This is a genomic window from Pseudomonas sp. UBA7530 (genome assembly GCF_002479365.1).
Classification (GTDB): domain Bacteria; phylum Pseudomonadota; class Gammaproteobacteria; order Pseudomonadales; family Pseudomonadaceae; genus Aquipseudomonas.
The window spans coordinates 204,683-228,664 of record NZ_DLMS01000001.1 but is presented as its reverse complement, the minus strand read 5'-3'; the positions used below and the strand labels follow the sequence as shown (position 1 = coordinate 228,664).

Genomic DNA, 23,982 nt, shown 5'->3' with positions numbered 1-23,982 from the left:
GTCAGTTTCGCGTCAGTTGGTAGAGTTCTTTGAGCAGCTTGCCGCGACTGAACACCAACTGCCAGCGGTGGCCGCCAAGCTGACGCCAGAGGCGCGCCGAGCGAATGCCTGCGAGCAGCAGTGCGCGGATCTTCGCGGCGTTGTTCGGCTGCTGCAGGAAGCGCATGTCGCCATGCACCTGGATGCGCTGGCGGAAGGTGCTGATGGTGTCCTGGTACAGGCCACCGCAGGCGGCGATGACGTTGTCGTGAACCAGGCCAAAGTGCTCGACCTGTTGCTGGATCTGGTCCAGGCGACTGCCCATCACCTGCAGCATGTCGCTGCGCTTATCCAGCTGGCGTTCCAGCCCGATCATCGCCAGGGAATAACGCAGCGGCTCGCGCTGCAGGGCGGACGGGTTGCGCTCCAGCGAGCTGATCAGCGCGCGATAGCCATCACGCAGGTTGAGATCGTCGCCACCGTAGACGTCCAGTGTGGTTTTCGGATCGCGCACCAGCAGGCTGCCGAGCATGCAGCCCATCGAGGCTTCACTGACCTGGCCGGTGCGGGCGATCTTGTCGGCCAGGGAAGCGGCTTCGAAGACGGCGCCGAGGGCGACCAGCTGTTCCTGCATCGGGCTCATCGGGCGTCCTCGTACCAGGCTTCTGCTGTTTCGATCACGCCGCCGCCTAGGCACACCTCGCCGTCGTAAAACACCACGGACTGGCCCGGCGTTACGGCGCGTTGCGGCTCATCGAACACGGCGCGATAGCCGGTTTCGGTTTTCTCCAGGGTGCAATGCTGGTCACTCTGGCGGTAGCGCACCTTGGCGGTGAGGCGGCGCGGAGTGCTCAGGTCCACGGGGTTGACCCAGTAGATGTCCGAGGCGAGCAGGGCGCGGGAGAACAGCCAGGGATGTTCGTTGCCCTGGCCGACGATCAGCACATTGCGTGTCAGGTCCTTGCGCAGCACGTACCAGGGATCGTCGCTGGCGTCCTTGAGGCCGCCGATACCCAGGCCCTGGCGCTGGCCGATGGTGTGGTACATCAGGCCATGATGACGGCCGATGATCTGGCCTTCCGTGGTTTCGATATCGCCCGGTTGCGCCGGCAGGTACTGCTTGAGGAAGTCGCTGAAGCGGCGCTCGCCGATGAAGCAGATGCCGGTGGAGTCCTTCTTCTTCGCGGTGGCCAGCTCGTATTTCTCGGCGATGGCGCGTACCTGCGGCTTTTCCAGCTCGCCGACCGGGAACAAGGTCTTGGCGATTTGCTCGCCGCCGACGGCATGCAGGAAGTAGCTCTGATCCTTGTTCGGGTCCAGGCCTTTGAGCAGTTCGGTGCGGCCGTCGATATCACGGCGACGTACGTAGTGGCCGGTGGCGATCAGGTCGGCGCCGAGGCTCAGGGCGTAGTCGAGGAAGGCTTTGAACTTGATCTCGCGGTTGCACAGGATGTCCGGGTTCGGCGTGCGTCCGGCCTTATATTCGGCCAGGAAATGCTCGAACACGTTGTCCCAGTACTCGGCGGCGAAGTTGGCGGTGTGCAGCTTGATGCCGATGCGGTCGCATACGGCCTGGGCGTCGGCCAGGTCGTCCATGGCGGTGCAGTATTCGGTGCCGTCGTCTTCGTCCCAGTTCTTCATGAACAGGCCTTCGACCTGATAGCCCTGTTCCATCAACAGCAGGGCGGAAACGGACGAGTCGACGCCGCCGGACATGCCGACGATCACGCGTTGGGTGCTAGGTGCTTGCATGGGAGTCTGCGAGTGAAGCCTGAAAAACTGCCGAGTCTACCAGAAAGCCTGTACCCGTAGCCCGGATGAAATCCGGGAAGAGCGCGACAGGCATCCCCGGATTTCATCCGGGCTACGCTTAGTTACGCACCAGCTCCAGCGGCCCACTGACGCCTGCCAAATAATCGTCGACGCAGCGCAGTACCAGCTCGCTACGCCAGCGCTCGGGTTGTGCGGCCAGCTCGTCGCGCGTCAGCCAGGTGATGCCGCTGATGTCGCTATCCAGCTCGCGCTCGAGGTTATGGCGCACGGGGCGGGCGCTGAAGCACACGCGCTGATAGGTGACGCCGTTGCTCGGCGCGGTATAGAGATAGATGCCGAGCAGGGCGGTCAGCTCCACGTCCCAGCCGGTTTCCTCGAGTGTTTCGCGCACTGCGGCTTCACGCAGCGACTCGTTGGCCTCCAGGTGTCCGGCTGGTTGATTCAGCACCATGCGGCCGGCCTTGAATTCTTCGACGAAGAGGAAGCAGCCATCGTCTTCGATCACCGTTGCCACGGTGATATGGGGTTGCCAGTCCATTTCGGTGCTCCAAAAAACGATCAGCGTGATTCTGTAGGAGCGAGCTCTGCTCGCGAAGCTTTTCGCGAGCAGAGCTCGCTCCTACAAAGATTGTCCATATCCATAAATAAAGAACCCCGGCACCAGGCCGGGGTTCTTCTGACACTCAAGCCTTATCAGGCATTCAGTGCAGTCAGAGCAGCGTTGAAGGTGGCGCTGGGGCGCATCACCTTGCTGGTCAGCTCAGGGTTGGAGCGGTAGTAGCCACCGATTTCCGCCGGCTTGCCCTGTACGGCAGCCAGCTCGGCAACGATGGCTGCTTCCTGCTCGGTCAGCTGCTTGGCCAGCGGGGCGAAGTGAGCCTTCAGCGCCGCGTCGTCGTTCTGCTCGGCCAGGGCCTGTGCCCAGTACAGCGCCAGGTAGAAGTGGCTGCCACGGTTGTCGATCTCGCCGACCTTGCGCGCCGGGGACTTGTTGTTGTCCAGCAGCTTGCCGGTAGCCTGGTCCAGGGTCTTGCCCAGCACCTTGGCCTTGGCGTTGTTGGTCTTGATGCCGGTTTCTTCCAGCGACACGGCCAGGGCCAGGAACTCGCCCAGGGAATCCCAGCGCAGGTAGTTTTCTTCGACCAGCTGTTGTACGTGCTTGGGTGCAGAACCGCCGGCGCCGGTTTCGTACATGCCGCCGCCCGCCATCAGCGGAACGATGGACAGCATCTTGGCCGAAGTACCCAGCTCCATGATCGGGAACAGGTCGGTCAGGTAGTCACGCAGTACGTTGCCGGTCACCGAGATGGTGTCCAGGCCGCGGATCATGCGCTCCATGGATACGCGGATGGCTTCGTTGTAGCCCATCATGCGAATGTCCAGACCAGTCAGGTCGTGGTCCTTGAGGTACAGCTCGACCTTCTTCTGCAGCTCGCGATCGTGAGCACGCTCCGGGTCCAGCCAGAAGATGGCCGGGGTGTCGGACTGGCGAGCGCGGGTAACGGCCAGCTTGACCCAATCGCGGATCGGCGCGTCCTTGGTCTGGCAGGCGCGCCAGATGTCGCCGGCTTCTACCTCGTGCTGCATCAGCACGGTGCCGTCGGCGGCAACGACGCGCATGGTGCCGTCGGCGGTCATTTCGAAGGTCTTGTCGTGGGAGCCGTATTCTTCGGCCTTCTGCGCCATCAGGCCGACGTTCGGCACGGTGCCCATGGTGGTCGGGTCGAACGCACCGTTGGTTTTGCAGAAGTTGATCATTTCCTGATAGATGCGAGCGTAGGTGCTCTCAGGCATGACGGCCTTGGTGTCTTTCTGCTTGCCGTCCTTGCCCCACATCTGGCCGGAGTTGCGGATCATCGCAGGCATCGAAGCGTCGACGATCACGTCGCTCGGGATGTGCAGGTTGGTAATGCCTTTGACCGAGTCGACCATGGCCATTTCAGGGCGATGAGCGTAGACCTCGTGGATGTCATGCAGGATTTCTTCCTGCTGCGAGGCGGGCAGCGACTTGATCTTGTCGTAGACGCTGCTGATGCCGTTGTTCGGGTTGACGCCCAGTTCCTTGAACAGCTCGCCGTACTTGTCGAACACGTCCTTGTAGTAAACGCTGACGGCGTGGCCGAAGACGATCGGGTGGGAAACCTTCATCATGGTCGCCTTGACGTGCAGGGACCACATCACGCCGGTTTCCTTGCAGTCCTGCAGGGTCTTCTCGAAGAAGGCGCGCAGTTTGTTGCAGCTCATGAACATGCTGTCGAACACTTCGCCTTCCTGCAGGGCGAGTTGTTTCTTGACCTCGACCTTGCCGTCCTGGCCGACGAACTCGATGCGCACGTCACCGGCCTTGGCCATGGTGATCGACTGCTCGCTGGAGAAGAAGTCGCCGCCGCGCATGTAGTCGGCGTGGGACTGCGAAGCCATGCTCCACTTGCCCATGCTGTGCGGGTGCTTGCGGGCGTAGGCCTTGACCGCGGCCGGGGCGCGACGGTCGGAGTTGCCTTCACGCAGAACCGGGTTGACGGCGCTGCCCAGTACCTTGGCGTAGCGCGCACGCACTTCCTTGTCTTCTTCGCTCTGCGGATCTTCCGGGAAGTCCGGGATGTTGTAGCCCTGGGCCTGCAGCTCGGCGATGGCGGCCTTGAGCTGAGGGACGGAGGCACTGATGTTCGGCAGTTTGATGATGTTGGCGTCAGGCTGCAGGGTCAGCTCAGCCAGCTTGGCCAGGTCGTCATCGATGCGCTTGTCGGCGTCCAGACGGTCGGCAAAGCTCGCCAGGATTCGCCCAGCAAGAGAGATGTCGCGGGTTTCAACGGAGATGTCAGCCGAGGCGGCAAAGGCTTCCACGATGGGCAGAAGCGAATAGGTGGCAAGGGCCGGGGCTTCGTCGGTGAAGGTATAGATGATCTTCGAAGGGGTGGACATTTAGCGTTAACTCTCTTCTTTGCTGAGCGCGCATAGAAACTCGACCTGCGCGTGTGGCGCGAACTCCGGGATGGTGGAGCCGGGTCGAGGACTCGCCGCGGTGATGTTGGATGCACCCGTAGAGTGTCGAACGTTTCGATCCGGCGGACGATGGTGTATCCCCGCCGGCTTCAAGAGGCTGCTATCCGGTTCCGGACAGGCCGCCCCTTATGACTCGTTAGTCACCTAAGCAGTATACCACTGCGGCGCCTCGCCGCAGAATGCCCAGTTGCATAAGACCTTTGCACATGTGTCTCGTCGAGCGGTTTGCGCTACTCTCGGGGATGCACACTGTCTAACCACGAGATGGAGTCCAGCATGGGATACCAAAAGATCCAGGTGCCAGCCAGCGGTGACAAAATCACCGTCAACGCCGATATGTCCTTGAGCGTTCCAGACAATCCGATCATCCCGTTCATCGAGGGTGATGGTATCGGCGTCGATATTTCTCCGGTGATGATCAAGGTGGTCGACGCTGCCGTCGAAAAAGCCTATGGCGGCGCTCGCAAGATATCCTGGATGGAAGTTTATGCCGGTGAGAAGGCCACCCAGGTTTACGATCAGGACACCTGGCTGCCGAAAGAAACCCTCGAGGCCGTGCGTGATTACGTGGTCTCGATCAAAGGCCCGCTGACCACGCCTGTGGGTGGTGGCATCCGTTCATTGAACGTAGCCCTGCGCCAGGAGCTCGACCTGTATGTCTGCTTGCGCCCGGTGCGCTGGTTCGAGGGCGTGCCCAGCCCTGTGAAAAAGCCGGGTGACGTGGACATGGTGATCTTCCGCGAGAACTCCGAGGACATCTATGCCGGCGTCGAGTGGAAGGCTGGCAGCCCTGAGGCGGAGAAAGTCATCAAGTTCCTCACTGAGGAAATGGGCGTCAAGAAGATCCGCTTCACCGACATGTGCGGTATCGGCATCAAGCCGGTTTCCGAGGCCGGCACCAAGCGCCTGGTGCGCAAGGCGCTGCAGTATGCGGTGGACAATGACCGCAGTTCGGTGACCCTGGTGCACAAAGGCAACATCATGAAGTTCACCGAAGGTGCCTTCAAGGAATGGGGCTACGAGATTGCTCGCGAGGAATTCGGCGCCGAGTTGCTCGATGGCGGTCCGTGGATGCAGTTCAAGAATCCGCGCACCGGCAAGAACATCGTGGTCAAGGATGTGATCGCCGACGCCATGCTGCAACAGATCCTGCTGCGTCCGGCTGAATATGACGTCATCGCCACGCTTAACCTCAATGGCGACTATCTGTCCGATGCGCTGGCAGCCGAGGTCGGTGGCATCGGCATCGCGCCCGGCGCCAACCTGTCCGATTCGGTGGCCATGTTCGAGGCGACTCACGGCACGGCGCCCAAGTACGCCGGTCAGGACAAGGTCAACCCCGGCTCGGTCATCCTTTCCGCCGAGATGATGTTGCGCCACATGGGTTGGGGGGAAGCCGCCGACCTGATCATCAAAGGCACCAACGGCGCCATCTCCGCCAAGACGGTGACCTATGACTTCGAGCGTTTGATGGAGGGGGCGAAGCTGATGTCCTGCTCCGAATTCGGCGATGCGATGATCAGCCATATGTAAGCTGATTCAGAGGCATAAAGAAGGCCGGTCACATGACCGGCCTTCTCGTATCCGGCACCTCGCGCCTTGATAAGGCCGTGGCGCTGGAATGCTCAAGCTTCGACTGTGCTTTCGATACTCTGCGTCTGGGTGACCGCCACGGGGGTATCCTGAGTGGCGCTAGCTGCGCTGATATTGACCGCATGCAGTCCTTTGGGGCCTTGCACGATTTCGAAGCGGACCGGCTGGCCGGCCTTGAGTGTCTTGTATCCGTCCATCTGGATGGCCGAGTAGTGGGCGAACAGGTCCTCATCTCGGCCGTCGGCCAAGATGAATCCATAACCTTTGGCGTTGTTGAACCACTTGACCTTACCGCTGAGCATGCTGATATCCCTCTGCAAAGGACTCCATCTCTGGAGTATCATCCACTTCGATTCCGCGCGATAACCAACCAGGCTGGGCGAAGGCGTGGAATCCCTGATACCCGCTGATGGGTATTCTTTTGTTGTAACACCCTTTTGCCGTTAGTCAAGGCTATACGGCGGATGGCTGAGAAGTCAGTCAAAATCCCTCTAGCATCCCCGTTCGCCCGGCCTTGAACCTCTAATTTCAGCATGCATGCAAGTAGCCAGATTCGACTAACATTCAATCAGGATCACCCGGCAGAGCATGAGGATGACTCCTCTGGTATTGCTGTTGAGGAATCCAAGCCAGCATTGCAGGCACCACCGATGTACAAGGTGGTCTTATTCAATGACGACTACACCCCGATGGATTTCGTCGTCGAAGTGCTTGAAACATTTTTCGGCATGAACCGGGAGCTGGCGACCAAGATCATGCTGGCCGTCCATACAGAAGGGCGTGCGGTGTGTGGTGTGTACACCCGCGATATTGCGGAGACCAAGGCGATGCAGGTCAATCAGTACGCGCGGGAAAGTCAGCATCCGCTACTCTGTGAAATAGAGAAGGACGGTTAACGCCGGCCACTTGGGTATGAGGTGAAGCTATGTTGAATCGAGAGCTCGAAGTCACCCTCAATCTGGCTTTCAAGGAGGCCCGTGCCAAGCGTCATGAGTTCATGACGGTCGAGCACCTGCTGCTCGCCTTGCTGGATAACGAGGCGGCGGCCAGCGTTTTAAGGGCCTGCGGGGCCAACCTCGACAAGCTGCGCCATGATCTGCAGGAGTTCATCGACTCCACTACGCCATTGATCCCTCAGCACGATGAAGACCGCGAAACCCAGCCGACCCTGGGCTTCCAGCGTGTGCTGCAGCGTGCGGTGTTCCACGTGCAGAGTTCCGGCAAGCGAGAAGTAACCGGCGCCAACGTGCTGGTGGCGATCTTCAGCGAGCAGGAAAGTCAGGCGGTGTTCCTGCTCAAGCAGCAGAGCGTCGCCCGTATCGACGTGGTCAACTACATCGCCCATGGCATCTCCAAGGTGCCGGGACATGGCGAGCACCATGAAAACGATCAGGACATGCAGGATGAGGAGGGCGGCGAGTCTTCCGCGTCCGGCAATCCGCTGGATGCCTACGCCACCAATCTCAACGACCTGGCCCGCCAGGGGCGTATCGATCCGCTGGTCGGGCGTGAGCACGAGGTCGAGCGCGTCGCGCAGATTCTCGCGCGCCGGCGCAAGAACAACCCGCTGCTGGTAGGCGAGGCCGGCGTCGGCAAGACTGCCATCGCCGAAGGCCTGGCCAAGCGCATCGTCGACGAGCAGGTGCCGGATCTGCTGGCCGACAGCGTCGTGTATTCGCTTGATCTCGGCGCGCTGCTGGCTGGCACCAAGTACCGCGGCGACTTCGAGAAGCGCCTCAAGGCGCTGCTCAACGAGCTGCGCAAGCGTCCGCATGCCATCCTCTTCATCGACGAGATTCACACCATCATCGGTGCCGGCGCCGCGTCGGGCGGGGTCATGGATGCGTCCAACCTGCTCAAGCCGATGCTGTCCTCTGGTGAGATTCGCTGCATCGGTTCCACCACCTTCCAGGAATTTCGCGGCATCTTCGAGAAGGACCGCGCTTTGGCTCGGCGCTTCCAGAAGGTCGACGTGGTCGAGCCGTCGGTGGACGACACCTACGGCATCCTCAAGGGGCTCAAGGCACGTTTCGAGCAACACCACCACATCGAGTACAGCGACGAAGCCCTGCGGGCCGCGGCCGAGCTGGCTGCGCGTTACATCAATGACCGGCACATGCCGGACAAGGCCATCGACGTGATCGACGAGGCCGGCGCTTACCAGCGCCTGCAGCCGGAAGACAAGCGTGTGGCGCGGATCGATGTCGCGCAGGTCGAGGACATCGTCGCTAAGATCGCGCGCATTCCGCCGAAGCACGTCTCCAGCTCCGACAAGGAGTTGCTGCGTAATCTGGAGCGGGATCTGAAGCTCACCGTATTCGGTCAGGACGCCGCCATCGATTCGCTGGCTACCGCTATCAAGCTGTCGCGTGCGGGCCTGAAGGCGCCGGACAAGCCGGTCGGTTCCTTCCTCTTCGCCGGTCCCACCGGCGTGGGCAAGACTGAGGCTGCGCGGCAGTTGGCCAAGGCCATGGGCATCGAGCTGGTGCGCTTCGACATGTCCGAGTACATGGAACGCCATACCGTCTCACGCCTGATTGGCGCGCCGCCCGGTTATGTCGGTTTCGATCAGGGCGGTCTGCTGACCGAGGCAATCACCAAGCAGCCGCACTGCGTGCTGCTGCTCGATGAGATCGAGAAGGCGCATCCGGAAGTCTTCAACCTGCTGCTGCAGGTTATGGACCACGGCACGCTGACCGACAACAACGGGCGCAAGGCGGACTTCCGCAACGTGATCCTGATCATGACCACCAACGCCGGTGCGGAAACCGCATCGCGTGCATCGATCGGTTTCACGCAGCAGGATCACTCCACCGATGCCATGGAAGTCATCAAGAAGAGCTTCACGCCGGAGTTCCGCAACCGCCTGGACACCATCATCCAGTTCGGCCGCCTGAGTCACGAAGTCATCAAGAGCATCGTCGACAAGTTCCTTACCGAACTGCAGGCGCAGCTGGAAGACAAGCGTGTCACGCTGGAGGTCAGCGACGCGGCGCGCAGCTGGCTGGCCGAACGTGGTTACGATGTGATGATGGGCGCACGGCCGATGGCACGTTTGATTCAGGACAAGATCAAGCGTCCGCTGGCAGAGGAAATCCTCTTCGGCGAACTGGCCGAGCATGGCGGCGTGGTGCACGTCGACATCAAGGATGGCGAACCCAGCTTCGAGTTCGAGACGGCGGCGGAGGTCGCCTGATCGAATGGTTGCTCACTGAAAGCCTGTGGCTTTCGGTGAGCCAACGAAAACGCCCGGCATATGCCGGGCGTTTTCGTTTGGTGCTTGGCTTAACGGGCGCGGTAGGTAATGCGACCCTTGCTCAAGTCATAAGGCGTCAGCTCAACGCGCACCTTGTCACCAGTGAGAATGCGGATGTAGTTCTTGCGCATCTTGCCGGAGATGTGCGCGGTAACGACGTGCCCGTTTTCCAACTCCACGCGGAACATGGTGTTGGGCAGGGTGTCGACGACAGTGCCTTCCATTTCGAAGCTGTCTTCTTTCGACATGCAGTAAAGCCCTCGGTATCCAGGAAATGGCCCGGTGCAACTGGCGCCAGGCAAAAGCGGCGTGCATTGTGCCCGAAAACAGGGGGCTGCGCCAAGGGGCTTGGATTGTCGAGCTGGCCGGACGGTGTTGGCAGGGGCTAGGTCAACAGTGTCCAGCGCTGATTGACGAAGAGTTCGATCGGGCGGTACTGGGTCTTGTAGTTCATCTTGCGGCAGTTCTTGATCCAGTAGCCGAGATAGACGGCGCCCAGCCCCTGGCGTGCGGTCTCGCCGATCTGCCAGAGAATGGCGAAACGGCCCAGGCTGCGGCGCTCTTCGGCAGGGTCGTAGAAGGTATAGACCGCCGACAGACCATTCGGCAGAAGATCGGTGACGGCAATCGCCACCAGCCGGCCGTGCAGGCGGAATTCGTAGAAGCGTGAAAAGGGCAGGTCGCGCACCAGGAAGGTGGAGAACTGATCACGGCTGGGCGGGTACATGTCGCCGTCGGCGTGGCGCTGCTCGATATAGCGTACGTAGAGATCGTAATACTCCTCGGTGAACGCCGGGCGTACGCAGTGAACGACAATATCTTCATTGCGCTTGAGGATGCGCCGCTGTTGCCGGTTGGGCGTGAAGCGCGCGGCCGGGATGCGCGCCGGGATGCAGGCGGTGCATTGCTGGCAATGCGGGCGGTAGAGGTGATCGCCGCTACGGCGAAAGCCCAGCTCTGACAGTTCGGCATAGACCAGCACGTCCATGGGCTGACTGGGGTCGAGAAACAGGGTGGTGGCCTGTTCTTCCGGCAGATAGCTGCAAGGATGAGGTTGAGTGGCGTAGAACTTCAGGCGGGCCAGCTCGGTCATGGCGAAATCTCGAAAAAGCCTGCCTAGAGTGTAAGCCAGGCTTGGCTGCGCGACTAGGCAAGCCAGTCAGCTTGGCTCGGCAGGTCGAGATGGCACTGCAGATAGTCGGCGAAACGAGCGCGCGGTATGGCTCTAGCGCCAAAGCTATGCAGGTGCTGCGTGGGCATCTGGCAGTCGATGAGCACGAAACCCCATTGCTGCAGCTTGCCGACGAGCGTAGCGAAGCCGACCTTGGACGCGTTGTCGGCGCGGCTGAACATGGACTCGCCGAAGAACAGCTGGCCCATGGCCAGGCCATAAAGGCCACCGACCAGTTCGTCTTCCAGCCAGACCTCGACTGAATGAGCGATGCCGCGTTCATGCAGCTGCAGATAGGCCTCCTGCATGCCGCGGGTGATCCAGGTGCCGTCGGCGTAAGCGCGGGGCTCGGCGCAGGCGGCGATGACGGCGGCGAAATCCTGATCGAAGGTGATGCGGTAGCGCTGCTGGCGCAGCAGTTTGGCCAGGCTGCGGGAGACGTGCAGCTCATCGGGAAAGAGAACGGTGCGCGGATCTGGCGACCACCAGAGAATCGGCTGCCCGTCCTGGAACCAGGGGAAGCAGCCGTGGCGGTAGGCACTGACCAGGCGGTCTGCACTCAGGTCGCCGCCAGCGGCGAGCAGGCCATTCGGCTCGTGCATGGCTTTGGCCAGGGGAGGGAAATCCAGTGAGTCGCGTTGCAGCCAGGTCAGCATGCGTCAGAGCCCGGAGGAGGGGAGGGCAGACGTCGTCCGCCCTCCTGGCATCAATGGTCTTCGAGGAACTTTTCGACGTCCAGTGCGGCCATGCAGCCAGCGCCAGCCGAGGTGATGGCCTGGCGGTAGACGTGGTCAGCCACGTCGCCGGCGGCGAATACGCCCTCGATGCTGGTGGCGGTGGCATTGCCTTCGCTGCCACCCTTGATCTTCAGGTAGCCGTCATGCATGTCCAGTTGGCCGACGAACAGCTCGGTGTTGGGTTTGTGGCCGATGGCGATGAATACGCCGGCCAGATCCAGCTCCTTACTGCTGCCGTCGAGGGTGCTTTTCAGGCGTACGCCGGTCACGCCGCTCTGGTCGCCGAGCACTTCATCCAGGGTGTGGTTCCAGTGCAGGCGCATGTTGCCGTTCTCGACCTTGTCGAACAGCTTGTCCTGCAGGATCTTCTCCGAACGCAGCTTGTCGCGGCGGTGTACCAGATGCACTTCCTTGGCGATGTTCGAGAGGTACAGCGCCTCTTCGACGGCGGTGTTGCCGCCGCCGATCACGGCGACCACCTGGTTGCGATAGAAGAAGCCGTCGCAGGTGGCGCAGGCCGAGACGCCCTTGCCGGCGAAGGCTTCTTCCGAAGGCAGGCCGAGGTACTGGGCGCTGGCACCGGTGGCGATGATCAGGGCGTCGCAGCTGTAGGTGCCGCTATCGCCCTTGAGTACGAAGGGGCGGCTTTGCAACTCGGCAGTATGTATGTGGTCGTAGATGATCTCGGTGTCGAAGCGTTCGGCGTGCTTTTGCATGCGCTCCATCAGTGCCGGGCCAGTGAGGCCTTCGACGTCACCCGGCCAGTTGTCCACTTCGGTTGTAGTGGTGAGCTGGCCGCCAGGCTGGATGCCGGTGATCACAACGGGTTTTAGGTTGGCACGCGCGGCATAAACCGCTGCGCTGTAACCGGCTGGGCCGGAACCCAGGATGATCAGGCGGGAATGCTTGACTTCGCTCATAAAAAAACCCCATAAGCCTTTGTCACAAAAGAGAATGCGTGCTCCAATTGAGCCGCATGGAAGCTGCTGGCGGCTATGCTACACCGAAGCAGGGCAGGTGCGGGAGCACGCTGATTGGCCTACTCGTCATGCTCACCCTACAATAGGCCGCTTGTGCGGTTAACCATCAGATGGACGCGCCAGGGGCGCAGGAAATGGCTGTTTTGAAGAATCCCACCACCCAGATCACCGATTGGCGCCAGAAACTTCAGTATCGGCTGAAGGAAGGCGCATTGATCGCCCTGGGTGCGATGTTCCTGTATCTGCTGATGGCACTGTTGACCTACAACGTGTCGGATCCCGCCTGGGACAACAGCGTACAGGTCGAGCGCATCATCAATGCCGGCGGCAGCATTGGCGCCTGGCTCTCCAGTGCGCTGTTCGGTGCTCTGGGTTACTTCGCCTATATCTTCCCGCTTCTGCTGGCCGCCAAGACCTGGCAGGTCTTCCGCACCCGCAATCAACCCTGGCATTGGAATGGCTGGCTGTTTTCCTGGCACAGCATCGGCCTGGTTTTCCTGATCCTTTCCGGCGCCGTATTGGCCCACATTCACTTCGATCCGGCTGCCGGAATGCAAGGCTCCGGTGGCGGCATGCTGGGCGCGAGCCTGGGTGAGCTGGCGAAGGATGCGCTCAACATCGAGGGCAGCACGCTGCTGTTCCTGGCGCTGTTCCTGTTCGGGCTGACCGTATTCACCGACCTGTCCTGGTTCCGTGTAATGGATCTCACGGGCAAGATCACCCTCGATCTGATCGAGCTGATTCACGGTGCCATCACCGGTTGGTGGAACGCCCGCAACGAGCGCAAGCAGATGAAAATCCAGCTGCGCGAGCTGGATGAACGGGTCACCGAGGTGGCCGCGCCGGTGGTGTCCGACCGTCGCGAGCAGGCCAAGGTCAAGGAGCGCCTGATCGAGCGCGAAGAGTCGCTGAGCAAGCACATGAGCGAGCGCGAGAAGCGCCCGGCACCTGTGATCACCCCGCCCGCGCCGCCGAAAGCGGCCGAGCCGAGCAAACGGGTACTCAAGGAAAAGCAGGCGCCGCTGTTCGTCGATACCGCTGTCGAAGGCAGCCTGCCGCCGATTTCCATCCTCGACGTCGCCGAGAAGAAGCAGAAGCAGTTTTCGCCCGAGTCGCTGGAGGCCATGTCGCGCCTGCTGGAGATCAAACTCAAGGAGTTCGGTGTCGACGTTGTGGTCGAGTCCGTGCATCCCGGCCCGGTGATTACCCGTTTCGAGATCCAGCCCGCGGCCGGAGTCAAGGTCAGCCGCATCTCCAACCTGGCCAAGGATCTGGCGCGTTCGATGGCCATGGTCAGTGTGCGCGTGGTCGAGGTGATTCCCGGCAAGACCACCGTGGGCATCGAGGTGCCCAACGAGGATCGGCAGATCGTGCGCTTCTCCGAAGTGCTGTCTTCGAGCGAGTACGACGATGCCAAGTCGCCGGTCACCCTGGCGCTGGGTCACGATATCGGCGGGCGCCCGGTCATCGCCGACCTAGCCAAGATGCCGCACCTGCTGGTAGCCGGTACCACCGGCTCCGGTAAGTCGGTGGGCGTCAATGCGATGATCCTATCGGTGCTGTTCAAGTCCACGCCGGAAGAGGCGCGGATGATCATGATCGACCCGAAGATGCTCGAACTGTCGATCTACGAAGGCATTCCCCACCTGCTGTGTCCGGTTGTCACCGACATGAAGGAGGCGGCCAACGCCCTGCGCTGGTCGGTGGCCGAGATGGAGCGTCGCTACAAGCTGATGGCGGCCATGGGCGTGCGCAACCTGGCGGGCTTCAACCGCAAGGTGAAGGACGCCATCGAGGCCGGCACGCCGCTGCATGATCCGCTCTACAAGCGCGAGTCGATGGAAGACGAGCCGCCGCATTTGAAAACGCTGCCGACCATCGTGGTGGTCGTGGACGAATTCGCCGACATGATGATGATCGTCGGCAAGAAGGTCGAAGAGCTGATCGCGCGTATTGCGCAGAAGGCCCGTGCCGCCGGTATCCACCTGATTCTCGCCACCCAGCGTCCGTCGGTCGATGTGATCACCGGCCTGATCAAGGCCAACATCCCGACCCGCATGGCCTTCCAGGTATCGAGCAAGATCGACTCGCGCACCATTCTCGATCAGGGTGGCGCCGAACAGTTGCTTGGTCACGGCGACATGCTCTATCTGCCGCCCGGCACCGGCCTGCCGATCCGCGTGCACGGCGCCTTCGTCTCCGATGACGAGGTGCATCGCGTGGTCGAGGCGTGGAAGCAGCGCGGTGCGCCGGATTACATCGAGGACATTCTCGCCGGCGTCGAGGAGAGCGGCAGCGGCTTCGAAGGCGGCGGTGGCGAAGGCGGCGAGGGCAGCGAGGAAGATCCGCTGTACGACGAGGCCGTCAATTTCGTGCTGGAAAGCCGCCGCGCCTCCATTTCCGCCGTGCAGCGCAAGCTGAAGATCGGCTACAACCGCGCCGCGCGCATGATCGAAGCGATGGAAATGGCCGGTGTGGTCAGCTCGATGAATACCAATGGTTCGCGCGAGGTGCTCGCGCCTGGTTCATCGCGCGACTGATCGCGGATAAACCGCCGAATTGGCGGTCTACAGGATTCACGGCAGCTCAGGTGCTGCCGAGCAGTACGGGGTGCGGAGCCGCCCCGTCATTCTCATACGGACTCAAGGGGTTTATATGCGTGTTATTCGCCTGCTGATGCTGGCCGCTCTGAGCTTTACCCTGCTAACCGCCCAGGCTGACGAAGAGGCGGCCACCAAGCGCCTGACCGAACTGCTGAACCAGGCGCAGACCATCAATGCCCGTTTTTCCCAGCTGACTCTGGATGCCAGCGGCACCCAGCTGCAGGAAACCGCCGGCGAGCTGATGCTCAAGCGCCCTGGCCTGTTCCGCTGGCACACCGACCAGCCGATGGAGCAACTGCTGGTGTCCAACGGTGAAAAGGTCTGGCTGTACGACCCGGACCTGGAACAGGTGACCATCCAGACCCTCGACCAGCGCCTGACCCACACCCCGGCCTTGTTGCTGTCCGGCGATGTGTCGCAGATTCGCGAGAACTTCGAGATCGACTACAAGGAAGGCGGCAGCGTGGTCGACTTCATCCTCAAGCCCAAGGCCAAGGACAGCCTGTTCGACAGCCTGCGCCTGTCGTTCCGCAACCGCGTACTCAACGACATGCAGCTGATCGACAGCATCGGCCAGCGCACCAACATCCTGTTCCTCAATGTGAAGATGAACGAGCCGGTCGATGACGGCCAGTTCACTTTCGACATTCCGGAAGGCGCGGACGTCATCCAGGAGTAACGCGTGGATCTGTTCGGTCGCCAACCCGTCGCGCAGCCCCTGGCTGCGCGTTTGCGTGCTACCAGTCTGGATGAATACGTCGGCCAGGAGCACGTGCTGGGGCCGGGCAAACCGCTGCGTGAGGCGCTGGAGCAGGGCGCCCTGCACTCGATGATCTTCTGGGGGCCGCCCGGGGTAGGCAAAACCACCCTGGCGCGGCTGCTGGCCAAGGTCACCGATGCGCATTTCGAGACCATTTCCGCCGTTTTGTCCGGCGTGAAGGAGATTCGTCAGGCTGTCGAGGTGGCCCAGCAACATGCCGCGCAGTACGGCCGTCGCACCATTCTCTTCGTCGACGAGGTGCATCGCTTCAACAAGAGCCAGCAGGACGCCTTCCTGCCTTACGTCGAAGATGGCACGCTGATTTTCATCGGCGCGACCACCGAGAATCCCTCTTTCGAGCTGAACAACGCGCTGCTGTCGCGCGCGCGCGTCTATGTGCTCAAGAGTCTCGATGAAACGGCCATGCGCAAGCTGGTCAATCGCGCCCTGAGCGATCCGAAAGGTTTGGGCGATCGCCACCTGAGCCTGCCGGACGACGCCTTCCAGATTCTTCTGGCTGCCGCCGATGGTGATGGTCGTCGCCTGCTCAACTTCCTCGAGAACGCCGCGGACCTGGCTGAAGACGATGGCGAGATCGGCGTCGAGCTGCTGCAGAATCTGCTGGGCGACAGCCGCCGTCGCTTCGACAAGGGCGGTGAGGCGTTCTATGACCAGATTTCCGCCCTGCACAAGTCGGTACGCGGCTCCAGTCCGGACGGCGCACTGTACTGGTACGCACGCATGCTCGACGGCGGCTGCGATCCCCTCTATATCGCCCGGCGCGTGGTGCGCATGGCCAGCGAGGATATCGGCAATGCCGATCCGCGTGCCCTGACCCTGTGCCTCAATGCCTGGGACGTGCAGGAGCGCCTGGGTAGCCCGGAAGGCGAGCTGGCCGTGGCCCAGGCCATCGTCTACCTGGCCTGCGCGCCGAAAAGCAATGCGGTCTACACGGCCTTCAAGGCAGCCATGCGTGATGCCGCCGAGCAGGGTTCGCAGGAGGTTCCGCTGCACCTGCGCAATGCCCCGACCAAACTGATGAAGCAGCTCGGCTATGGCGATGAGTACCGCTATGCCCATGACGAGCCGGATGCCTACGCGGCGGGCGAGGATTACTTCCCCGAGAACCTGCAGTCGCGTCAGTACTACGACCCCGTGCCGCGTGGCCTGGAGCTGAAGATTCGCGACAAGCTGCAGCATTTGCGTAACCTGGATGCCGCAAGCCCGAGGCGAAGGAGAGCGCCATGATTCGCGTGGCGCTTGCCGTAGCCGCCGGGGGCGCTGCTGGCTCGGTGCTGCGGTTTCTGCTTTCCAGCTGGGTCGCCGCCAATTGGCCGCGGCATTTTTATCTGGGCACCTTTGCCGTCAACGTCATTGGTTGCCTGTTGATCGGCTTGTTGTCAGGCCTGTTTCTCACGCGTACCGAGCTGCCACTGGAGCTGCGCACCGGGTTGATTACCGGCGTGCTCGGCGGTTTCACCACTTTTTCATCCTTCAGCCTGGAAATCATGAAACTGATCGAGGGTGGGCGCGCGCTCGAAGCGCTCGGCTACCTGGCGTTCAGCATCATCGGCGGCCTGCTGGCGGCCTGGGCTGGTTTGAGCCTGGCTCGTCTGGCGGCCTGACCTGCCGGCAGGTTGTTGAAAAGAGCGCAGGTGGTTTTTCAACAGCCTGCTAAGGCTTTACACTCCACAACCCGCGCCACAGTGCTGGCCATCATCATTTCGCCGTTGTCTTGAGACCCGAACATGCTCGATTCCAAACTCGTCCGCACGCAACTCTCCGAAATCGCCGAACGCCTCGCTACCCGCGGCTTCGCCCTCGACGTCGCTCGCTTCGAGGCCCTGGAGAGTCAGCGCAAGTCGGTGCAGGTGCGCACCGAGCAACTGCAGGCCGAGCGCAACAGCCGTTCCAAGTCCATCGGTCAGGCCAAGGCGCGCGGAGAAGACATCGCGCCGCTGCTGGCGGAAGTCGATCAGATGGGTAGCGACCTGGAAGCCGGTAAGCGTGAGCTGGACGCCATCCAGAGCGAGCTGGACAACCTGCTGCTGAACATCCCCAACCTGCCGCACGACTCCGTGCCGGTCGGTGCCGACGAAGACGGCAACGTCGAGGTAGCGCGCTGGGGCACGCCGCGCACCTTCGATTTCGAGGTCAAGGATCATGTCGCCCTCGGCGAACAGCACGGCTGGCTGGACTTCGAAACCGCCGCCAAGCTGTCCGGCGCACGTTTCGCTCTGCTGCGCGGCCCCATCGCGCGCCTGCACCGCGCCCTGGCGCAATTCATGATCAACCTGCACACCGGTGATCACGGCTACGAAGAGGCTTACACCCCTTATCTGGTGCAGGCCCCGGCACTGCAGGGCACCGGCCAGCTGCCGAAATTCGAGGAAGACTTGTTCAAGATCCGTCGTGAAGACCAGGCCGATCTGTACCTGATCCCGACTGCCGAAGTTTCGCTGACCAACATCGTCGCCGGCGAGATTCTCGATGCCAAACAGCTGCCATTGAAGTTCGTCGCGCACACGCCGTGCTTCCGCAGTGAAGCCGGCGCTTCCGGCCGCGATACCCGCGGCATGATCCGCCAGCACCAGTTCGACAAGGTGGAGATGGTGCAGATCGTCGAGCCGTCCAAGTCGTTCGAAGCGCTGGAAGGCATGACCGCCAACGCCGAGCGCGTGCTGCAACTGCTGGAATTGCCGTATCGCAAGTTGGCGCTGTGCACCGGCGACATGGGTTTCTCTGCGGTGAAAACCTACGACCTGGAAGTCTGGGTGCCGAGCCAGGACAAGTACCGCGAGATTTCCTCCTGCTCCAATTGCGGCGACTTCCAGGCGCGCCGCATGCAGGCACGTTACCGCAACCCGGAAACCGGCAAGCCGGAGCTGGTACACACCCTCAACGGTTCCGGTCTGGCAGTTGGTCGCACCCTGGTGGCAGTGCTGGAGAACTACCAGCAGGCTGACGGCAGCATCCGCGTGCCCGAGGTGCTCAAGCCTTACATGGGCGGCATCGAGGTGATCGGCTAAGCCTGATCGTTTTGCACGATACGGGGTGGCAGTAGCCGCCTCGTTTTTTGGGCGGCAGGCTGGCGATGGGCACCGTAATTACGGCGCGCCCGGGACCGGCGTCCATCAGTGGCGCGCACGGCACACCTTGCGTTCCTGCCGCTCACCTTCCGCTTACGAGGCACGACTCATGCAATTCCTTCCGCTGTTCCACAAGCTGCAGGATCGCCCGGTACTGGTGATCGGCGGTGGCGAGGTCGCACTGCGCAAGGCACGCCTGCTGAGCGATGCCGGAGCACGTCTGCGCGTCGTGGCGCCCGAGATTCGTAGCGAGCTTCAGGAGCTGGCCGGGGCCGAGGGCTGTTTTCTGCGCGGCTATGCGAGCAGCGATCTACAAGGCATCTCTCTGGTCATCGCCGCCACCGATGACGTACCGCTCAACGCGCAGATTTCTGCCGAGGCCCAGACGCTGGGCATTCCGGTCAATGTGGTGGACGCGCCGGCGCTGTGCAGCGTGATCTTCCCGGCCATTGTCGACCGCTCGCCGCTGATCGTCGCGGTCAGCAGCGGCGGCGATGCGCCGGTGTTGGCCAGGCTGATCCGCGCCAAGATCGAAACCTGGATTCCCGCCACCTATGGCCAACTGGCCAACCTGGGCAAACGCTTTCGCGAGCGGGTCAAGCAACTGTTTCCCGATGTGCAGCAGCGCCGGGTGTTCTGGGAGGACGTCTTCCAGGGGCAGATCGCCGAGAGCGTGTTTGCCGGTAAGCCGGAAGAGGGCGAGCGTCTGCTGGAGGAACGTCTGGCCGGTGCGGCGCCACGTGCGCTGGGCGAGGTCTATCTGGTCGGCGCTGGCCCGGGCGATCCCGACCTGCTGACCTTCCGTGCCCTGCGTCTGATGCAGCAGGCCGATGTGGTGCTCTACGACCGCCTGGTGGCGCCTGCGATCATCGAGCTGTGCCGGCGCGATGCCGAGCGTATCTATGTCGGCAAGCGCCGCGCCGATCACGCTGTTCCACAGGAGCAGATCAACCAGCTACTCATCGATCTGGCACACCAGGGCAAGCGCGTGCTGCGCCTGAAGGGCGGCGATCCATTCATCTTCGGCCGTGGCGGCGAGGAGATCGAGCAGCTGGCAGTGGAGGGCATTCCTTTCCAGGTCGTGCCAGGTATCACCGCTGCGTCTGGCTGTGCGGCCTACGCCGGTATTCCGCTGACTCATCGCGATCACGCGCAGTCGGTGCGTTTCGTGACCGGTCACCTGAAAGACGGCAGCAGCAACCTGCCCTGGAAGGATCTGGTGGCGCCCGGCCAGACGCTGGTGTTCTACATGGGGTTGGTAGGGTTGCCGGGTATCTGCGAGCAACTGATCGCGCATGGCCGCTCAGGAGCAACGCCGGCGGCATTGGTGCAGCAGGGCACCACGCAGAATCAGCGGGTCTTCACCGGCACGCTGGAAACCTTGCCGGAGCTGGTGGGCGAGCATGAAGTGCACGCGCCCACCCTGGTGATCGTCGGGGAAGTGGTCACCCTGCGGGACAAGCTGGCCTGGTTCGAAGGCGCCCAGGGCGGCATCTGACGCAGGTACGGTGGATCGCGCTTCATCGATCCACCGCGGCTGGGCATCGGTGGATGAAAAAGCGTCATCCACCCTACGACCTAGCTCTCAGCTTTCTTGCCACACACCTTTGCCGGGCAGACGCTGGCGATCATGCGCACGCGTGAAGTCCTGCAGCGGCCCCTTGGGAATGATCCCGGTCGGGTTGATGGTGGCGTGGCTGGCGTAGTAGTGCGACTTGATATGAGTGAAGTCCACCGTCTCGGCGATACCCGGCCACTGATACAGCTCGCGCAGCCAGTTGGAAAGGTTCGGGTAATCCTCGATGCGCCGCAGGTTGCACTTGAAGTGCCCGTGATAGACGGCATCGAAGCGAATCACCGTGGTGAACAGACGAATGTCCGCTTCGGTCAGGTACTCGCCTGCCAGGTAGCGATTCTCATCGAGCAGTGATTCCAGTTCGTCGAGCATGGCGAACAGCTCGTCGAAGGCTTCTTCGTAGGCTTCCTGAGTGGTGGCGAAACCGGCGCGGTAGACGCCATTGTTCACCGCCGGGTAGATGCGCTCGTTGAGCTGGTCGATACGTTCGCGCAGCGGCTCGGGGTAGAAGTCCAGGTTATTGCCGGTCAGGCCGTCGAATGCGCTGTTGAACATGCGGATGATCTCCGCTGATTCGTTGCTGACGATGCCGCCGCTCTGTTTGTCCCACAGCGCAGGTACGGTCACGCGGCCGGTGTAGTTGCGGTCGTCGGTCGTGTAGCGCTGGTGCATGTAACTCAGGTTGTCGAGGTGGTCACCGCTGGAGCCGGTTTCACGGTCGAAGGTCCAGCCATGCTCGCGCATCAGCCAGCTGACCACCGAGACGTCGATCAGCGATTCCAGGCCTTTGAGTTTGCGCAGGATCAGCGTGCGGTGCGCCCAAGGGCACGCCAGCGAAACGTAAAGGTGATAGCGGCCCGCTTCGGCCTTGAAGCCGCCGTTGCCACTGGGGCCAGGGCTGCCGTCTGCGGTTACCCAGTTGCGGCGTTGCGCGCTTTCGCGCTGGAAGCGGCCACTGTTGCCGGTGTTGTACCACTGGTCATGCCAGCGTCCATCGATCAACAAGCCCATAACGCTTGCCTCCGTTCTGAATGAACCTCAAGTCTAGCGTTATGAAGTTGATTGAAAGGTGGAAAAATCTGGCTGAAAAGATCGATCAGTTAGATTGAAAGCGTGTATCCCAGCGTTGCTGCGCTTGCTGGAAAGCCTCATCGCGGGCCATGCCCAGCCCACGTAGTGCGGTGGCCATGGTGGCGATCACGGCCAGGTGGCCGTAGGCGTCCTCTTGCTCGCCCCGCCAGAACGCGCCCAGTACGTCCGGATCGAGCCGCTCGGGCTTGACGTGGCGCTGTGCCGAGAGCGCTGGCCATTCCTCGTCCCAGTCCGCGCCGTTACACGTGCCGTACAGATGGCAGGCCACGTCCGGATTGACCTCGATCTCGCCACCTTCGCCCTTGATCACGATGGCCTCGTCGCCCAGCAGTCGACTGGCCTCGCGGTGCACGGCCTGGTAGCCGGGGTGAAAGATGCTCTGCAGTCCGCAGCTGGCACCGAGCGGGTTGATGATGCGCGCCAGGGAGTGAATCGGCGAGCGCAGGCCGAGGGTGTTGCGCAAGTCGATCATGCGCTGCAGCGCTGGCATCCAGTCACCCAGGTAACTGTAGGCCAGGCCGTGTTGGTCGAGCGCGACTGCCACGCTTTGCCAGTCACGGCAGCAGGGGATATCCAGCATTGCCAGCAGCTGCTCGGTATACAGGCGCCCGGCGGTATGCGCGCCGCCGCCGTGCATGAAGATGCGCACGCCGCTGGCGGCCAACGCCTTGGCCGCCAGCAAATACCAGGGCAGGTGACGCTTCTTGCCGGCGTAGCTGGGCCAGTCCAGGTCGACCTGGATGGCGGGCGCGGCCAGTCGTGGGCGGATGGCTTCGGTGAAACCGGCAAGCTCCTCGGCGCTTTCTTCCTTGTGCCGCAGCAGCATCAGGAAGGCGCCGAGTTGAGTGTCCTCGACCTTGCCGTCGAGCAGCATGCCCATGGCTTCGCGGGCTTCCTCGCGAGTCAGGCCGCGTGCACCGCGCTTGCCCTTGCCAAGCGTGCGCACGAACTGGGCGAAAGGGTGTTCTTCGGGCGTGATCAGGTTCATAGGCAATTGGTCGGTTTCGGCAGGCCGGCGAGCTTGGCGGCGAGTTTGGCGGGCGTGCCCTTGAACAGGCGGTTGAGGTGCAGGCTGTTGCCCTTGTCGGGGCCGAGCTTGAGCGCCACGTATTTGATCAGCGGGCGGTTGGCCGGCGACAACTGGAACTCATCGTAGAAGGCGCGCAGCAGGTCGAGAATTTCCCAGTGCTCATTGGTCAGTTGCAGTTCTTCTGCAGCGGCCAGCGCTTCGGCAACGGGGCGCGACCAGTCCTGTCGCTCGACCAGGTAGCCATCCTTGTCCAGGGCGATATCACGTCCGCCGACGTTCAAGCTGTTCATAACCAGCTGTTGACCTTGGCGTAGCGGGTGCAGAGCTCGACGAATGCCGGGTAATCCACGACCTGCACGCGCTCGGGCGATTGCAGGCCGCGCACAGCAAGGTCTTCTTCCAGCGCGTAGAGCATGACGCTGGCGGGCATCAGCTGCAGCGCTTGCAGGTTGGCGGTGCCGGGTTGCAGCGCGTATACCGCATCGCCGCTGAGCAGCAGCGCGTCGGCGCCGCCCAGCAGGCGCAGGCAACTGGCAAGGCGGCTGTCGGCAAAAGGCGAATGGGAAAGGATGTGCAGGGTGGCCATCAGAGGGTGATCACCTGGTCGTAACGATCGAGGAGGGCGGTCAGGGCGCCGTCGTCGAGGCGCTCTACCGGCAGGTTCAATTCGGCGTCGCCAAGGCCGCGTTCGACGAGGCTGCGCTGGCTGGCGTACAGGCTCTCTACGCCGAACATGGGCAGGGCCTGGAGGTTGGCGCCGAGATCTTTCTGCTGCAACTGGCCAGGCTGCTGCCCGGCGTTGAGCTGAAAGACGCCGTCATCGAGAAACAGCATGCCAATGGGCAGATCGAAGGCACCGCCAGCCAGCGCGATGTCCAGCGCCTCGCGCGCGCCAGGGCCGCTCCAGGGCGCCTGGCGGCTGATGATCAGCAGCGACTTGTTCATTCAGTTGCCTCCGAAGCAGATCAGTCGGTCGGCCTGCTGCGCCGCTTCGTGTAACTGGCCGAGGCCGGAAAGCTCCCAGGGCGCTTGCAGATTGGCTGCCGGGCGCGCATAGCGCTGCGCCTCTTCAGCGTTCAGCACGCCGCGCCGCAGTGCCGCGGCGATACACACCACGGCGTCCAACCCGTTGCTCGAGACGAACTCGCGCCAATCTCGGGGCAGGTCCAGCTCATCCTGCGGGGTCACGACATTGCTGGCGGCGCTGTGCACGCCGTCCTGATAGAAGAACAGGCGAACGATCTCGTGGCCGCCAGCCAACGCTGCCTGGGCAAAGCGCAGCGCGCGCCGCGAGGCAGGCTGGTGAGGAGCGGCGAACAGGGCGATGGCAAACTTCATGG

At 62.2% G+C, this 23,982-nt stretch carries 24 protein-coding genes; 9 read left to right on the top strand and 15 right to left on the bottom strand.

Features of this window, described 5'->3' with window-relative positions:
* Position 1: 1 nt before the first annotated feature.
* From hflD to B2U07_RS01110, 4 genes are all read right to left on the bottom strand, one after another.
* A complete protein-coding gene (gene hflD / locus B2U07_RS01125; RefSeq protein WP_197856520.1) occupies positions 2-622 on the bottom strand; it encodes a high frequency lysogenization protein HflD in 621 nt (206 codons plus the stop codon).
* Positions 619-1,731: a tRNA 2-thiouridine(34) synthase MnmA gene (mnmA, locus tag B2U07_RS01120; RefSeq protein WP_275545007.1), complete on the bottom strand. Its 1,113-nt coding sequence runs from the start codon at positions 1,729-1,731 to the stop codon at positions 619-621. The genes hflD and mnmA overlap by 4 nt, the downstream gene beginning before the upstream one ends.
* Positions 1,732-1,849: 118 nt before the next feature.
* Positions 1,850-2,290, bottom strand: a complete 441-nt coding sequence (locus B2U07_RS01115; protein ID WP_275545008.1) for an NUDIX hydrolase — start codon at positions 2,288-2,290, stop codon at positions 1,850-1,852.
* A gap of 155 nt (positions 2,291-2,445) precedes the next feature.
* Positions 2,446-4,674 (bottom strand): NADP-dependent isocitrate dehydrogenase, encoded by a 2,229-nt coding sequence (locus tag B2U07_RS01110; RefSeq protein ID WP_275545009.1) that lies wholly within the window; start codon positions 4,672-4,674, stop codon positions 2,446-2,448.
* Between the two features lie 357 nt (positions 4,675-5,031).
* On the opposite strand from B2U07_RS01110, the gene icd reads away from it, so the two are divergent.
* Complete coding sequence (gene icd, locus B2U07_RS01105) at positions 5,032-6,288, top strand: NADP-dependent isocitrate dehydrogenase (RefSeq protein ID WP_197855622.1); 1,257 nt, start codon at positions 5,032-5,034, stop codon at positions 6,286-6,288.
* A gap of 92 nt (positions 6,289-6,380) precedes the next feature.
* On the opposite strand, the gene cspD is transcribed toward icd, so the two are convergent.
* Complete coding sequence (gene cspD / locus B2U07_RS01100; RefSeq protein WP_275545010.1) at positions 6,381-6,650, bottom strand: cold shock domain-containing protein CspD; 270 nt, start codon at positions 6,648-6,650, stop codon at positions 6,381-6,383.
* A 231-nt stretch (positions 6,651-6,881) separates the two neighbouring features.
* Here cspD and clpS point away from each other — a divergent pair, with 231 nt between their 5' ends.
* Both clpS and clpA read left to right on the top strand, forming a co-directional pair.
* Positions 6,882-7,244: an ATP-dependent Clp protease adapter ClpS gene (clpS, locus tag B2U07_RS01095; protein WP_275545011.1), complete on the top strand. Its 363-nt coding sequence runs from the start codon at positions 6,882-6,884 to the stop codon at positions 7,242-7,244.
* Between the two features lie 29 nt (positions 7,245-7,273).
* On the top strand, positions 7,274-9,544 hold the full coding sequence (gene clpA, locus B2U07_RS01090; RefSeq protein ID WP_275545012.1) for an ATP-dependent Clp protease ATP-binding subunit ClpA: 2,271 nt from the start codon (positions 7,274-7,276) through the stop codon (positions 9,542-9,544).
* 89 nt (positions 9,545-9,633) lie between these two features.
* On the opposite strand, the gene infA is transcribed toward clpA, so the two are convergent.
* The 4 genes from infA to trxB form a co-directional block, all read right to left on the bottom strand.
* Positions 9,634-9,852, bottom strand: a complete 219-nt coding sequence (gene infA, locus B2U07_RS01085) for a translation initiation factor IF-1 (RefSeq protein ID WP_002553999.1) — start codon at positions 9,850-9,852, stop codon at positions 9,634-9,636.
* 137 nt (positions 9,853-9,989) lie between these two features.
* A complete protein-coding gene (locus B2U07_RS01080) occupies positions 9,990-10,697 on the bottom strand; it encodes an arginyltransferase (protein WP_275545013.1) in 708 nt (235 codons plus the stop codon).
* Between the two features lie 53 nt (positions 10,698-10,750).
* Positions 10,751-11,431 (bottom strand): leucyl/phenylalanyl-tRNA--protein transferase, encoded by a 681-nt coding sequence (aat, locus tag B2U07_RS01075; RefSeq protein WP_296275524.1) that lies wholly within the window; start codon positions 11,429-11,431, stop codon positions 10,751-10,753.
* 50 nt (positions 11,432-11,481) lie between these two features.
* Complete coding sequence (gene trxB / locus B2U07_RS01070; protein ID WP_275545015.1) at positions 11,482-12,432, bottom strand: thioredoxin-disulfide reductase; 951 nt, start codon at positions 12,430-12,432, stop codon at positions 11,482-11,484.
* A gap of 194 nt (positions 12,433-12,626) precedes the next feature.
* Here trxB and ftsK point away from each other — a divergent pair, with 194 nt between their 5' ends.
* The 6 genes from ftsK to cysG all read left to right on the top strand — a co-directional run bounded on the left by ftsK (position 12,627) and on the right by cysG (position 20,442).
* Positions 12,627-15,032 (top strand): DNA translocase FtsK, encoded by a 2,406-nt coding sequence (ftsK, locus tag B2U07_RS01065; protein WP_275545016.1) that lies wholly within the window; start codon positions 12,627-12,629, stop codon positions 15,030-15,032.
* Between the two features lie 115 nt (positions 15,033-15,147).
* Positions 15,148-15,774, top strand: a complete 627-nt coding sequence (lolA, locus tag B2U07_RS01060; protein ID WP_275545017.1) for an outer membrane lipoprotein chaperone LolA — start codon at positions 15,148-15,150, stop codon at positions 15,772-15,774.
* A gap of 3 nt (positions 15,775-15,777) precedes the next feature.
* Positions 15,778-17,103, top strand: coding sequence for a replication-associated recombination protein A (locus tag B2U07_RS01055; RefSeq protein WP_275545018.1), 1,326 nt, complete (start codon positions 15,778-15,780; stop codon positions 17,101-17,103).
* A complete protein-coding gene (gene crcB / locus B2U07_RS01050; protein ID WP_275545019.1) occupies positions 17,100-17,480 on the top strand; it encodes a fluoride efflux transporter CrcB in 381 nt (126 codons plus the stop codon). The genes B2U07_RS01055 and crcB overlap by 4 nt, the downstream gene beginning before the upstream one ends.
* A gap of 123 nt (positions 17,481-17,603) precedes the next feature.
* Positions 17,604-18,884, top strand: coding sequence for a serine--tRNA ligase (serS, locus tag B2U07_RS01045; RefSeq protein ID WP_275545020.1), 1,281 nt, complete (start codon positions 17,604-17,606; stop codon positions 18,882-18,884).
* 169 nt (positions 18,885-19,053) lie between these two features.
* Positions 19,054-20,442 carry a siroheme synthase CysG gene (gene cysG, locus B2U07_RS01040; protein WP_275545021.1) on the top strand — a complete coding sequence of 463 codons (1,389 nt, stop codon included), beginning with the start codon at positions 19,054-19,056 and terminating at the stop codon, positions 20,440-20,442.
* A gap of 87 nt (positions 20,443-20,529) precedes the next feature.
* On the opposite strand, the gene B2U07_RS01035 is transcribed toward cysG, so the two are convergent.
* From B2U07_RS01035 to tusD, 6 genes are all read right to left on the bottom strand, one after another.
* Positions 20,530-21,531 carry a glutathione S-transferase family protein gene (locus tag B2U07_RS01035; protein ID WP_275545022.1) on the bottom strand — a complete coding sequence of 334 codons (1,002 nt, stop codon included), beginning with the start codon at positions 21,529-21,531 and terminating at the stop codon, positions 20,530-20,532.
* An 85-nt stretch (positions 21,532-21,616) separates the two neighbouring features.
* Positions 21,617-22,600 (bottom strand): glycosyl transferase family protein, encoded by a 984-nt coding sequence (locus B2U07_RS01030; protein WP_275545023.1) that lies wholly within the window; start codon positions 22,598-22,600, stop codon positions 21,617-21,619.
* Positions 22,597-22,932: a TusE/DsrC/DsvC family sulfur relay protein gene (locus B2U07_RS01025; RefSeq protein WP_275545024.1), complete on the bottom strand. Its 336-nt coding sequence runs from the start codon at positions 22,930-22,932 to the stop codon at positions 22,597-22,599. The genes B2U07_RS01030 and B2U07_RS01025 overlap by 4 nt, the downstream gene beginning before the upstream one ends.
* Positions 22,929-23,228, bottom strand: a complete 300-nt coding sequence (gene tusB, locus B2U07_RS01020) for a sulfurtransferase complex subunit TusB (protein WP_275545025.1) — start codon at positions 23,226-23,228, stop codon at positions 22,929-22,931. The genes B2U07_RS01025 and tusB overlap by 4 nt, the downstream gene beginning before the upstream one ends.
* Positions 23,228-23,587 (bottom strand): sulfurtransferase complex subunit TusC, encoded by a 360-nt coding sequence (tusC, locus tag B2U07_RS01015; protein ID WP_275545026.1) that lies wholly within the window; start codon positions 23,585-23,587, stop codon positions 23,228-23,230. Before tusC ends, tusB begins: the two co-directional genes overlap by 1 nt.
* Positions 23,588-23,980, bottom strand: a complete 393-nt coding sequence (gene tusD / locus B2U07_RS01010; RefSeq protein ID WP_275545027.1) for a sulfurtransferase complex subunit TusD — start codon at positions 23,978-23,980, stop codon at positions 23,588-23,590.
* Between the last annotated feature and the right edge of the window lie 2 nt (positions 23,981-23,982).